Below are 14,839 nucleotides of genomic sequence, written 5' to 3'. Positions count from 1 at the left end.
GTACCGGACGGGTGACTTGGTGCGGTGGGGTGTCGATGGTGAGTTGGAGTACATCGGTCGTACCGATTTCCAGGTGAAGTTGCGTGGTTTGCGTATCGAGCTCGGCGAGATCGAAGCCGCACTCATCGCCGTTGATCCGGTCGCGCAGGCCGTGGTCCTCGTCCGCACGGATCCGAACACCGGTGATCAGCTCGTCGCCTACGTGGTGGCGGATCCGCGACTCCCGTTCGACCTGAACGACATTCGTGAAGAACTCGCCGTCCGCCTACCCGCCTACATGGTGCCGTCGGCCTTCGTCGTGCTCGACGAGCTGCCGCTCAACGCGTCGGGCAAACTGGATCGAAAGGCGTTGCCCGCGCCCGTGTTCGAGGCGAAGGTCTTCCGCGCCCCGACCACGCCGATCGAGGAAATCGTCGCCAACACCTTTGCCGAGGTGCTCGGCATCGACCGTGTCGGACTCGACGACGACTTCTTCGAACTCGGCGGCAACTCGCTGATCGCAACGCAGGTCGCAGCCCGGCTCGGCGCGGCACTGGACGCGGCCGTCGGGGTGCGCGAACTATTCGAGGCGCCCACGGTCGGTGCGCTCGCGGTCCGTGTCGAGTCGCACGCGGGCGAGGGGCGCCGTGCCGCACTGACCGCCGTCGAGCGACCCAGGCAGATTCCACTTTCGCTTGCCCAGCAACGGATGTGGTTCCTCAACCGCTTCGACCCCGAATCCGGTGCGAACAACATCCCGGTCGCCGTCCGCCTCAGTGGCGACCTCGACGTCGCCGCCATGCAAGCCGCCATGCGCGACGTGCTTTCCAGGCACGAATCGCTGCGCACCGTCTACCCCGATGTGGATGGCACAGGTGTGCAGGTCGTTGTACCGACCGCAGAGGTCGACATCGAACTGACCGTCGAAACGGTCACCGAAGCAGAGCTTCCCGCGCGACTGGTCGAGCTGGCGTCGGCAGGTTTCGACGTCACCCGCGAAGTGCCCTTCCGCGCCCGCCTGCTTCGGCTTTCGCCGACCGAGCACGTGGTCGTGCTGGTGCTGCACCACATCAGCTCCGACGGTTTCTCGCTGATCCCGCTGACTCGCGACGTGATGGTTGCGTACTCGGCGCGGGTCGACGGCGAAGCGCCGACCTGGAAAGCGCTCGAGGTGCAGTACGCCGACTACACGCTCTGGACGCGCGAACTGCTCGGTGCCGAAGAAGATCCGACGTCGCTGATCGCCAAGCAGGTCGACTATTGGACGCGGACGCTCGCCGAACTGCCCGAACAGCTCGACCTGCCGATGGACCGGCCGCGCCCCGAGGTCGCCTCGAACCGTGGCCGCACCTTCGACTTCGCGATCGACGCGGACCTGCACCAGGACCTCGCAGAGCTGGCGCACGCACACGGTGCATCCCTCTTCATGGTGATGCATGCGGCCTTGGCAATCTTGGCGGCCCGCTCGACCGGTACGACCGACATCGCCATCGGCACGCCCATCGCAGGCCGCGGTGAGCAGGCCCTCGACGATGTGATCGGCATGTTCGTCAACACGTTGGTGTTGCGGACCGAGGTCGATCCCGGTCGCGGATTCGCCGACATTCTGCGCACGGCGCGCGAAACCGACCTTGCCGCATTTGCCAACGCCGACTTGCCCTTCGAGCGTCTCGTGGAGATTCTCGACCCGACGAGGTCGCAGGCGCACCACCCGCTGGTTCAGGTGGTGCTGACCTTCCAGAACATCCCGCAGCGCGAGTTCGCGCTCCCCGGGGTCGGTGCCGAGGTGCTCGATATCGACGCGGGCATGGCGAAGTTCGACCTGCAGCTCACGGTCGCGCAGAACCCTGTCGACTCCGGTGTCGGCGGCATGACCGCGCAGATCACCTACGCCACAGAACTGTTCGATCCCGAGACCATTGCGGAATTTTCGGATCGCCTGATGCGCGTTCTCCGCGGCGCCGTCGCAGACCCAGAGGCGCCGGTCGGCGCGATCGACATCCTCGGGGCCGGCGAACGCGTCGACGTGCTCGAACGCTGGAATTCGAGCGGCCCCGACACGGCCGACGATGCTGCGCGGGCGGTGACTCTGGTCGATCTCTTCGACGCCGCGGTAGCGACGCACGCCGACTCCGTCGCGGTTCGCTATACCGATTCCTCGTTGACGTATCGCGAGCTCGACGAGCGCGCAAACAAGTTGGCCCGCCTGCTGATTCGATCCGGCGTTGGACCCGAAGCACTCGTCGCAGTGTCGCTGCCGCGTTCGCTGGAGCTGGTCGTGGCGTTGCTCGCGACTGTCAAGGCCGGTGGCGCGTACCTGCCGGTGGACCCGACCTACCCCGCCGAGCGCATCGAATACATGCTCTCCGACGCGGCACCGGTCTGCGTGGTGACCACATCGGATCGAGAGGTCGCACTGCCCGCCGGACTCCCGGTCATCGAGATCGATGCAGTAGCGCTCGACGAGCTCTCCGCAGCGCCGATAACCGATGCCGATCGTATTGCCGCGCTGCGTAACTCGAACCCCGCCTACGTCATCTACACCTCGGGCTCGACCGGTCGTCCGAAGGGAGTGCTCATCCCGCACGGCAACGTCGTGCGACTGTTCGCAAACACGCAGGATGCCTTCGGGTTCGGCGACACCGACGTGTGGACGATGTTCCACTCGTACGCATTCGACTTCTCGGTGTGGGAGCTGTGGGGTCCGCTGCTCTACGGCGGCACACTCGTCGTGGTCGATTACTACACGTCGAGGTCGCCGGAGCAGTTCCTCGAACTGCTCTACCGCGAACAGGTCACGGTACTCAACCAAACGCCCTCGGCGTTCTACCAGCTCGCCGAAGCCGACCGCCAGGCCGGCACGCAAGACCGCGAATTGGCGCTGCGCTACGTCGTATTCGGTGGTGAGGCCCTCGAACTGCGCCGCTTGGGCGATTGGTACGGCCGCCACGCCGACGATGCTCCGCGCCTCGTCAACATGTACGGCATCACCGAAACCACCGTGCACGTCTCGCACCGCGAACTCGACCAGCCGACCGTTGCCAGGGCAACCAGCAGCATTGTGGGCCGGGCCATTCCGGGCCTGCGGGTCTACGTTCTCGATGGCAGGCTCGAGCCGGTCCCGGTCGGCGTACCCGGCGAAATGTACGTTGCCGGTGTCCAACTGGCTCGCGGCTACCTCGGCCAGCCGGCACTGTCGGCGGGCAGGTTCGTCGCCGACCCGTTCGGCGAGCCCGGCAGCCTGCTGTACCGGTCGGGCGACGTCGCCCGCTGGAACCGCGAAGGCGAACTCGATTACCTCGGCCGTGCCGACGATCAGGTCAAGGTCCGCGGTTTCCGCATCGAACTCGGCGAGATCGAGGCGGCTGTCCTCGCACAGGACGAGGTCGGCCAGGTCGCGGTCATCGTGCGCGAGGACATCCCGGGTGACCAGCGGATCGTCGCGTACGCGGTCGCCGCACCGGGAGCGACCATCGAGGTCGACGCGGTCCGCGACGGTGCGGCCGAGCTGTTGCCCGCCTACATGGTGCCGTCGGCGCTTGTCGTCGTCGCCGCAATCCCGTTGACCGCCAACGGCAAACTCGATCGCAAGGCACTGCCGGCCCCCGCAGTCGAGACACGTGTGTTCCGGGCGCCGAGCACACCGATCGAAGAGATCGTGGCCGAAGTCTTCGCCGAGGTCCTCGGACTGCAGCGCGTGGGCATGGACGACGACTTCTTCGACCTCGGCGGCAACTCGCTGATTGCGACGCGCGTCGTCGCACGCATCGGTGCGAAGCTCGAAGCGTCGGTACCTGTGCGAACCCTGTTCGAAGCGTCGACCGTCGGCGAGTTGGCCGCCCGCCTGGAATGGCACACGGACCGCGAGACGCGGCGTCCACTGGTGGCGCGCCCGCGTCCGGACGAGATCCCGTTGTCGCTTGCGCAGCAACGGATGTGGTTCCTCAACCGCTTCGATCCCACCTCGACGGCCTACAACATTCCGATGGCGCTGCGGCTGGTCGGCGACCTCGACGTCGCTGCGCTGCACGACGCGCTCAGCGATGTCGTCGCGCGCCACGAGTCGTTACGAACGGTGTACCCCGAGACCGCCGACGGACCGGTGCAGGTCGTGTTGCCGCTGTCCGGCGCGATTCCGGAACTGACCACCGTCTCGGTCAGCGCGGACGAACTCCACGGCGCCCTGTACGAACTCGCCACGACACAGTTCGACGTGACTATTGCTGTGCCGCTCGCGGTCCGGCTGTTCGCGGTCGATTCCGGTGAGTACGTCCTCGGTGCGGTCATGCATCACATCGCTGCGGACGGTTCGTCCATGGCACCCTTCGCGCGCGACATCGTGGTTGCCTACTCGGAGCGCTCGGACGGGCGTAGCCCGGCGTGGGAACCACTGCCTGTGCAGTACGCGGACTTCAGTATCTGGCAGCGCGAAGTGCTCGGCGACGAGAGCGACGAGACGTCGCTGGCGGCGCAGCAGATCGACTTCTGGCGTGGCGCGTTGGCGGACCTGCCCGATCAGTTGGACCTGCCGGCCGACCGGCCACGGCCCGCGAACCAGTCCTTCCTGGGCGGGCGTATCGATTTCGAGATCGACGCGGCCGTGCACGGCAGGCTGAGTCAGGTCGCGCGCGACTACAATTCGACACTCTTCATGGCAATGCACGCTGCTTTTGCGGGCCTGCTTGCGCGGTTGTCCGGCACCGGTGATATCGCAGTGGGCACGCCTGTCGCCGGGCGCGGCGACGCGGTCCTCGAAGACCTCATCGGCATGTTCGTCAACACGTTGGTCTTCCGCACCCAGATCGACGGCGGCGAGTCCTTCGCGGACCTTCTCGGCCGGGTCCGCCACGACGATTTGCAGGCGATGGCGCACGCGGATGTTCCGTTCGAGCGTCTCGTCGAGGTGCTCAACCCGACACGATCGACCGCGCGGCACCCGTTGTTCCAGGTGGGCTTCTCGTTCCAGAACCTTGCCGATACACGGCTCGCGCTGCCAGGGCTCAGTGTCTCGGCGCTCGACATCGATACCGGTGTCGCACAGTTCGACCTGCAGCTGATCGTCAGCGACCGCTACACCGACGACGGAACGCCCGCAGGTATGTCGGCGATCTTCACATTTGCCCGCGACCTGTTCGACACCGAGACCGTCACAGGTTTCGCCGACCGTTTCCAGCGCCTCCTCGCCGAGGTGAGCACCGATCCCTCTGTTGCCGTCGGAAATGTGGACCTGCTCGCTCCCGACGAGCGGCGCAGGGTCCTCGTGGACTGGAACGCGACCGCGCACCGGCTGCCTACCGGCGCGACCCTGGCCGAACTGTTCGACGCGCAGGTGGCGGCGACGCCTCATGCGGTCGCACTGGTGACTGATGACGAGCAGTTGACATACGCAGAGTTCGATGCGCGCGTGAACCGTCTCGCGCGCTGGCTGATCGAGCACGGTGTGCGTCCGGAATCCCTTGTGGTGCTGGCGATGCGACGGTCGGTCGAGCTGGTCGTCGCGATGTATGCGGTGACCAAAGCCGGCGGCGCCTACGTCCCGGTCGATCCGGAACATCCCGCCGACCGCATCGCATACGTACTCGACACAGCGGCACCGGTCTGCATTCTGTCGACCGCGAACGAGAACTTTGCGCACGGTGGGCAACATTCCGTCGTCGAAATCGACGGCCTCGACCTTGCGGCCTACTCGGCGCAACCCGTCGCCGACGCGGACCGGCATGCGCCGCTGCACGCGGCGAATACGGCCTACGTGATCTTCACGTCCGGTTCGACCGGCCGGCCCAAGGGTGTCGCCGTCGCGCACGGTGCGATCGTCAACCAATTGCGCTGGAAGCAAGCCGCATTCGACCTCGGGACCGAGGACTCGGTGCTGCTCAAGACCGCGGCGACCTTCGACCTCTCGGTGTGGGAGTTCTGGTCCGCCTTGGTCTCCGGAGCCCGCCTCGTGATCGCGCGGGCGGGGGGCCAGCAGGATCCCGACTACCTGCTCGACCGGATGCGCGCCGAGGCCGTGACGACGCTGCACGCGGTGCCCTCGATGGTCTCGATGCTTTCTGCGGCCGCAGCCGGACCGCTGCCGCGCAGCCTGCGACGTGTGCTTGCGATCGGTGAGGCACTGCCCGCCGCGACCGCCCGGCGGTTCGTCGACGAGAACACGGCACAGCTCTACAACCTGTACGGACCGACCGAGGCAGCCGTCTCGGTCACGTCCGGCCTGGTCACCGAGATCGAAGGCACCTCGGTGTCCATCGGTGCGCCCGAATGGAATACGCAGGTCTACGTCCTCGACAATCGCCTGCAGCCGGTTCCGGTCGGCGTGCAGGGTGAGCTCTATCTCGCGGGCGATCAGCTGGCGCGCGGTTACTACGGACGCGCCGACCTGACTGCCGACCGCTTTGTCGCGAGCCCGTTCGGCGTGGCGACCGGCGGCCGGATGTACCGGACCGGCGACCTTGTGAAGTGGCGGTCCGACGGTGCGCTCACCTATGTGGACCGCGCTGACTTCCAGGTCAAGATTCGCGGCTTCCGAGTAGAACTCGGCGAGATCGAAACCGTTCTCGACGCGCAGGATTCGGTCGGCTCATGTGCGGTCGTCGTGCACCGGGACCCGCACGCCGGTCCGCAACTTGTTGCGTACGTGACGCCTGCCGCCGCCGGCGCCGTCGATAGTGCGGCGTTGCGCGAGACGCTCGCCGCAGAGCTTCCGTCCTACATGGTTCCGGCGGCCTTCGTCGTGCTGGAAGCATTGCCGCGCAACGCAAACGGAAAGCTGGACCGCAAGGCGCTGCCGGAGCCGGTGTTCGAGGCCCGAGAGTTCCGTGCGCCGACGACGCCCGTCGAGGCGATCGTCGCGCAGCTGTTCGGCGACGTGCTCGGGCTTACCGCGGAGACCGATCGGGTCGGTCTCGACGACGACTTCTTCGCACTCGGCGGTAACTCCCTCGTCGCAACGCAACTCGCCGCGCGATTGGGCAAGGCGCTCGACACCAAGGTGCCCGTCCGGACCGTTTTCGAAGCGCCGACGGTTGCCGCCCTCGCCGCACGCGCCGAGGTGCATGCCGGTTCCGGCGGGCGACCCGCGTTGACCGTTCGAGAGCGGCCCGAACATCCGCCGCTTTCGCTTGCCCAGCAACGGATGTGGTTCCTCAACCGCTTCGACCCGGCATCTGCCGTCAACAACATCCCGGTTGCCGTGCGGCTGACCGGTGCGCTGAACACCGAAGCGCTCCGCAGCGCCGTGGTCGACGTGATCGGCCGGCACGAACCGCTGCGCACCGTCTACCCGGAGGTCGGTGGCCGCCCGTATCAGTTGGTCCTGCCGGTGGCCGACGCGTTGCCGGACGTGCGCCCGATTCCGGTGCCCGCCGCTCGCCTCGAGCAGGAGATCGGCGCGGTCGTGCTGACCGGATTCGACGTCACGCGCGAGGTACCGCTGCGCGTTCGCCTGTTCCGGGTCGCACCGAACGAGCATGTTCTTGTCGTTGTCGTGCACCATATTTCGTCGGACGGCTTCTCGATGGGGCCGCTCACTCGCGACGTCATGATCGCCTATGCCGCACGCGCGGAGGGCGCGCAGCCGGCCTGGTCGCCACTGCCCGTGCAGTACGCCGACTACGCCATGTGGCAGCGCGACGTGCTGGGTGCCGAGGACGACCCGGGTTCGCTGTTGCGTTCGCAGCTCGACTACTGGACGAGCGCACTTGCCGACCTGCCGGAACAGCTCGACCTGCCGAGCGACCGCAGCCGCCCCGCAGTTGCGACCAATCGCGGTGCGCGCCTGCACTTCACAATTCCGCAGCAGCTGCATGCTGAGATTGCCGAATTGGCGCGTGGCCGTGGTGCGTCGCTGTTCATGGTGCTGCATGCGGCGTTCGCCGCGACCCTGGCGCGGCTTTCGGGCACGTCGGACATTGCAGTCGGTACGGCGATCGCCGGACGCGGCGAGGCCGAGCTCGACGACCTGATCGGCATGTTCGTCAACACGCTCGTCCTGCGTACCCAGTTCGATGCCGCCGCCGGATTCACCGACTTCCTCGCGCACACAAGGGAAGTCGACCTCGGCGCCTTCGGGCACGCGGATGTGCCGTTCGAGCGCCTCGTCGAGGTTCTCAATCCGGCACGCTCGCAGGCCCGCCACCCGCTGTTTCAGGTGATGCTGACGTTGCAGAACACCGGCCGCCTCCACTTCGAGCTGCCGGAGCTGTCGATCGACGGTGTCGAGGCAGACGCAGTGACGGCAAAGTTCGACCTGCATCTGACGGCGACGGAGACCTTCGACGGCGACGCGAGCCCAGCGGGTATCGCGGTCTTCATCGACTACGCGACCGATCTGTTCGATCAGCCGTCGGTCGGTACCTTCGCCGAGCGGTTCCTGCGCGTCCTCGAGACCGTCGTCGTGGATCCCGAGACGCCGCTGGGTGACATCGAGCTGCTGGCCGCCGACGAGCGCGCTCTGGTGCTCTCCCAGTGGAACTCGACCGGCCACGAGGTTCCTGCCGCGACACTCGTGTCGTTGTTCGAAGACCAGGTTGCGCGGACACCTGACGCGGTTGCGCTTCGTTTCGAAGGTGCCGAGCTGACCTACCGCGAACTCGATGCGAGCGCCAACCGGTTGGCGCGTTATCTGATCGGCGCCGGTGTCGGCCCGGAAGCGCTGGTCGGCTTGGCTATTCGCCGTTCCACCGAGCTGGTCGTCGCGATGTACGCCGTGCTCAAGGCGGGCGGCGGCTACGTTCCGCTCGATCCGGACCAGCCTGAAGAACGCATCGAGTACGTGCTCGAAACCGCGGCACCGGTCTGCGTGCTGACCACGCGTCGCGACGAGTTCACGGCCGGCGACGTGGCGCTCGTGGAGGTCGACACACTCGATCTGTCGACGTTCGACGATGGACCAGTCACCGAGCGTCTCGCGCCGCTGAGTCCGCAGCACACCGCGTACGTCATCTTCACCTCCGGTTCCACGGGCCGCCCGAAGGGCGTCGCAGTCGAGCACGCCGCGATCGTCAACCGGTTGCTCTGGATGCAGGCGGAATACGCCCTGGACGAGAACGACGTCGTCCTGCAGAAGACGCCGGCAACCTTCGACGTATCGGTGTGGGAGTTCTTCTGGCCGTTGCAGAACGGCGCGCGACTCGTGGTCGCACGGCCGGACGGGCATCGCGACCCGGCCTATCTGGTCGCCACTATTCGTGCCGAGGCCGTAACGACGGCGCACTTCGTGCCGTCGATGCTGGCGGTCTTCGTCGGGCACCTGGCCGACGACAAAGCAGGGCAGGGCTCCATCTCGCTGCGGCACGTGTTCGCATCGGGTGAGGCGTTGCCGGGTGGTGTCGCGCAGCGGTTGCGCACGCTGACAGGCGCTGCACTGCACAACCTCTACGGTCCGACCGAAGCCGCGGTCGACGTCACCTACCACGAGGTGACCGACGCCGATGTGGCTGCCGTGCCGATCGGCCGGCCGGTGTGGAACACGCAGCTATACGTACTCGACGGCCGGTTGTCGCCGGTCGCGGTCGGCGTACCCGGCGAGCTCTATCTGGCCGGTGACCAACTTGCGCGCGGTTACCTGAGCCGCACCGATCTGACCGCAGATCGATTCGTGCCCAATCCCTTCGGCGGCCCGGGTGCGCGGATGTACCGCACGGGCGACCTGGTCGTGTGGAACGCGACCGGCGAGGTCGAGTATCTGGGCCGCACCGACTTCCAGGTGAAGCTGCGCGGCCTGCGAATCGAACTGGGGGAGATCGAAACCGCACTGTCGCAATTGGATTCGGTATCTGGTTCGGTGGTTCTGGTCCGTTCCGACGAGCGCCTCGGTGAGCAACTGGTGGCCTATGTCGTCCCGGCGTCGGGCAGCGTCGTCGACGTCGAAGAGTTGCGTGCGCAACTCGGCGCGGTCTTGCCGGGCTACATGGTGCCGTCAGCTTTCGTGGTTCTCGACGAGTTCCCGTTGAATGCGTCGGGCAAGCTGGATCGAAAGGCGTTGCCGGCGCCCGTGTTCGAGGCCAAGGCCTTCCGGGCACCGACCACGCCGACCGAGGAGATCGTGACGCAGGTCTTCGCGGAGGTCCTCGGGCTGGCGGGCGAATCCGCCCGCATCGGACTCGACGACGACTTCTTCGCCCTCGGTGGCAACTCGCTCGTCGCGACTCAGCTCGTGGCGCGACTCGGCGCCGCACTCGACACGACCGTCGGTGTACGCGAGCTGTTCGAGAGCCCCACCGTCGGCGGATTGGCCGCACGCGTCGAATCGCACGCAGGTGCAGGAGCGCGCGCGGCGCTCGTGCCGCAGCCGCGGCCCGCCCATATCCCGCTGTCGCTTGCGCAGCAACGGATGTGGTTCCTGAACCGTTTCGACATGGGTGCCGTCGACGAGTCGGTCGGTACCCCGGTCGAGGGCAACGGCCGGGCAGAGCAGGCTGCTGCGCTCACTGCCGCCGCAGTCAACAACATCCCGGTCGCTGTTCGGCTTTCGGGACTGCTGGACCGGCAGGCGCTGCAGGTCGCGGTCGCGGACGTCATCGCCAGGCACGAATCGCTGCGCACCGTCTACCCCGAGGTGGACGGCTCGGCGTACCAGAAGATCGTCTCGACGGCACGCGTGATCCCCGACCTTTCGCCGATCGAGGTCACCGAAAGCGAGTTGCGCGCGGAGATCGCGGCACTCGTGCTGTCGGGCTTCGACGTCACGGCCGAGGTGCCCTTCCGGGCGCGACTGTTCGAGATATCTCCGACCGAACATGTGCTCGCCCTTGTGGTGCACCACATTTCGGCCGACGGGTTCTCGATGGGCCCACTGACCGTCGACGTGATGACGGCGTACTCGGCGCGTGTCGACGGCGGCGAACCCGCGTGGACGCCGTTGCCGGTGCAGTACGCCGATTACGCCATCTGGCAGCGTGCGGTGCTCGGCTCGGAGAACGATCCGAACTCGCTACTCGCACGTCAGATCGACTTCTGGGCAACGGCTCTGAACGGCATACCCGATCAGATCGACCTGCCCGCCGACCGGCCGCGACCGCCTGTTGCATCCGGCCGCGGCGCCACGCACGCGTTCGAGATCCCGCCGGCGACCCACCACGGGCTCGGCGAGTTGGCACGCACCAACGGTGCGACGTTGTTCATGGTCGCGCATTCCGCACTGGCCGTGCTTCTTTCGCGGCTGTCCGGCACCGACGACATCGTCATCGGCACCCCGGTCGCAGGTCGCGGCGAGCGCGCCCTCGACGACCTGATCGGCATGTTCGTCAACACGCTCGTCCTGCGTACCCAGGTCGACACCGACGCGTCGTTCGACGACTTGGTGACCCGCGTGCGCCAGGTCGACCTCGACGCGTTCGGCCGCGCGGACGTGCCGTTCGAGCGGCTCGTCGAGGTGCTGAACCCGGCCCGGTCGCAAGCCCGGCACCCGCTCTTCCAGGTGATGCTGTCGTTCCAGAACGCAGGCCAGACCGCCCTGGAACTGCCCGGTCTCAGTGTGAGCGGCGTGGATCTCGATGTCGCTCTCGCAAAGTTCGACATGCAGCTGACGCTCACCGAACGTGTCGATACCGACGGCACTGCCGCAGGTCTGTCGGCCGAGCTGAACTACGCGACCGACCTCTACGACGCGGCGACCATCGAAGCATTCGGTGAGCGCTTCGTCCGGATTCTCGACGCCGTGGTCGCAGACGGCGCCGGTGCCATCGGCGATCTCGAACTGCTGGACCGGGTAGAGATCGAAGAGGTCGTCCACGCACGCAACCTGACCGAGGTCCCCCTCGGTGCCGGCGGCCTGGTGCTCGATCGCTTCCACGAGCAGGTAGCCCGCACGCCCGACGTGGTCGCACTGGTCGGCCCGGACGACCGGCTGACCTACGGCGAGCTCGCCGCCCGCGTGCATCGCCTGGCGCGCCATCTCGTCGCGGCCGGAGTCGGTCCCGAAACGCTTGTTGCGCTTGCGATGCGGCGTTCCATCGATCTGGTGACGGCGATCTACGCGGTGCTCGAGGCCGGTGGCGGCTATGTCCCGCTGGACCTCGATCAGCCCGTCGAACGCGTCGACTACGTCCTCGAGACAGCAGCACCGGTCGTCGTGCTGACGACGAAACGCGACGGGTTCGCGTCCGAGCGCGAGGTTGTCGTACTCGACGATCTGGAGCTGGACGGCCTGTCGGCCGAGCCCTTGGCAGACGCCGACCGACGCGCACCGCTGCGGACCGACAACGCCGCGTACGTGATCTTCACGTCCGGTTCGACCGGCCGCCCCAAGGGCGTCGCGGTGTCACACCGTTCGGTCGTGAACCAGCTGCGCTGGATCGCAACGCAGTACGAAATCGGTGTCGACGACGTCGTTCTGCTGAAGACCCCGGCGACCTTCGACGTCTCCGTGTGGGAGCTGTTCGCGGCCACGGCGTCGGGAGCGCGGCTCGTGGTCGCGACCGCAGACGGACACCGGGATCCGCAGTACCTTGCCCGCGTCATCGCGGACCATGCCGTCACGATGACGTCGTTCGTGCCCTCGATGCTTGCTGTCTTTGCCGCGGGAATCGCTGCGGGGGAGGCAGATTCGCTGCGTGCACTGCTGGTCGCAGGTGAAGCTCTGACCGCGGACACGGTCGCTGCGATCCGCCGCGTCTGCAGTGCCGAGGTCTACAACCTCTACGGCCCCACCGAGTTCACCGTCCACGCAACCCACACGCCCGTCTCGCGGGCAGTACGCGGACCGGTGCCGATCGGCTTCCCGGTGTGGAATGCGCAGGCGTACGTGCTCGACTCGCGCCTGCACCCGGTGCCGGACGGCGTTGCGGGTGAGCTGTATCTCGCGGGCGATCAGCTGGCACGAGGTTACTTCGGTCGCCCCGACCTGACCGCAGACCGGTTCGTGCCGAATCCGTTCGGGGCCAACGGTTCCAGGCTCTATCGCACTGGCGACCTCGTGCGCTGGCAGGCGCCCGCCGATTCCCGGCCGGAGCTCGAATACCTCGGCCGCACCGACTTCCAGGTGAAGCTGCGTGGTCTGCGCATCGAACTCGGCGAGATCGAAGCGGCGCTGTCGAGCGAAGACTCGGTCGCGCAGTCGGTTGCTCTGGTCCTCTCCGATCCGCACCTCGGTGACCAACTGGTTGCGTATGTCGTTGCAGCCGAGGGCCGGTCGGTTGATCCGACCGCACTGTCGGCCGCCGTTGCGGCAACTCTGCCCTCCTACATGGTGCCGTCGGCAATCGTTGCCCTCGACGCGATGCCGCTCAGCGCCAACGGCAAGCTCGACCGGCGTGCGCTACCGGCGCCGACGTTCCAGCAGCGCGCCTTCCGTGCACCGTCGACCCCGATCGAGGAGATCGTTGCGAATACCTTCGCGGCAGTGCTCGGCCTCGGTGCCGGCCGCGTCGGCTTGGACGACAACTTCTTCGATCTCGGTGGTAACTCACTGATCGCAACGCAGGTGGCTGCACGAATCGGTGCGGCTCTCGGTCTTGTCGTGCCGGTCAGAATGCTGTTCGAAGCGCCGTCGGTCGGCGCGCTCGCAGCGCGTGCGGAGTCGCATGCCGGACACGGCCGCGCCCCGCTCGTGCCGCAGGAACGGCCGGACCGGATCCCGCTCTCGCTGGCGCAGCAGCGCATGTGGTTCCTGAACCGTTTCGATTCCGATTCTGCGGTGAACAACATTCCCGCCGTTGTGCAGCTGACCGGAGCTCTCGATGTCGGCGCGTTGCAGGCGGCGGTTGCCGACGTCGTCGAGCGACACGAGACGCTGCGCACGATCTACCCGGACAGTGACGGCTACGCCTACCAGCAGATCCTGCCCGCCGGGCGGACCGCTCCCGGACTGCAGTCGATTCCGGTTGCACCGGCCGATGTGGCAGCAGCGGTTGTCGGCGAGATCGGCGCCGGCTTCGACGTCACCGCCAGCGTCCCGTTCCGTGCGAAGTTGTTGCAGGTCGCGGACGAACTGCACGTGCTGATTCTGGTTGCGCACCACATCGCCTCCGACGGCTGGTCGATGGGTCCGCTCGCTCGCGACATCATGGTCGCCTACGCCGCCCGGTCGCGTGACGAGGAGCCCACCTGGGCTCCCCTCACCGTCCAGTACGCGGACTTCGCATTGTGGCAACAGCAGGTCCTCGGCAGCGAAGACGATCCGAGTTCGCTGATCGCCGAACAGGTTCGGTACTGGACCGAAGCGCTGGCCGGCATTCCGGACCAGCTCGACCTGTCCGCGGACCGGCCACGTCCGGCGGTCGCGTCGAACAGTGGCGCCGTGTATGCCCACGAGATCGGCGCCGACGTGCACCGCCGACTCGGCGAACTGGCTCGCCAGCGTGGCGTCACCATGTTCATGGCCACGCAGTCTGCGCTGGCGATTCTGCTCGCCCGGCTGTCGGGAACCGACGACATCGTCATCGGCACACCGGTCGCGGGCCGCGGCGAAGCGGCTCTGGACGACTTGATCGGCATGTTTGTGAACACGCTCGTGCTGCGTAGCCGGGTAGATCCGGATGTGTCGTTCGCGCAACTGCTTGCGCAGGTTCGAGAAACCGACCTCGCGGCATTCGGCAACGCCGACCTGCCCTTCGAGCGGTTGGTCGACGTCCTCAACCCGGCTCGCTCGCAGGCCAGGCATCCGCTGTTCCAGGTCATGCTCTCCTTCCAGAACACGGCTGACGTAACGCTCGAGCTACCGGGCCTCCGCGCCGATGGATACGACTTCGAAGCAGCGATCGCGAAGTTCGATCTGCAGTTCGTGGTCACCGAGCGCTACGACGGTGACGGTGTGCCCGCCGGTCTGGCGGTCGAAATCCTGTACGCCACAGATCTCTTCGACGAATCGACGGTCGCCGCGATAGCTCGGCGGTTCAGCCGGGTTCTCGACGTGGTCGGC

General features: G+C 67.0%; 1 protein-coding gene (running past one end of the window). It reads left to right on the top strand.

Going from position 1 to position 14,839, the window contains the following annotated elements; translation table 11 throughout:
- Positions 1 to 14,839, top strand: part of the annotated coding region (locus JGU72_RS22920) for a non-ribosomal peptide synthase/polyketide synthase (protein ID WP_199686384.1) (this coding region is incomplete at its 5' end). 15,225 nt of the annotated region lie beyond the right edge of the window; 14,839 of its 30,064 annotated nt are in view.

The sequence above is a fragment of the Antrihabitans auranticaus genome (assembly GCF_016481275.1).
Taxonomy (GTDB): Bacteria; Actinomycetota; Actinomycetes; order Mycobacteriales; family Mycobacteriaceae; genus Antrihabitans.
The sequence above is the reverse complement of the archived record's forward strand: the minus strand, read 5'-3'. Positions and strand labels throughout refer to the sequence as shown.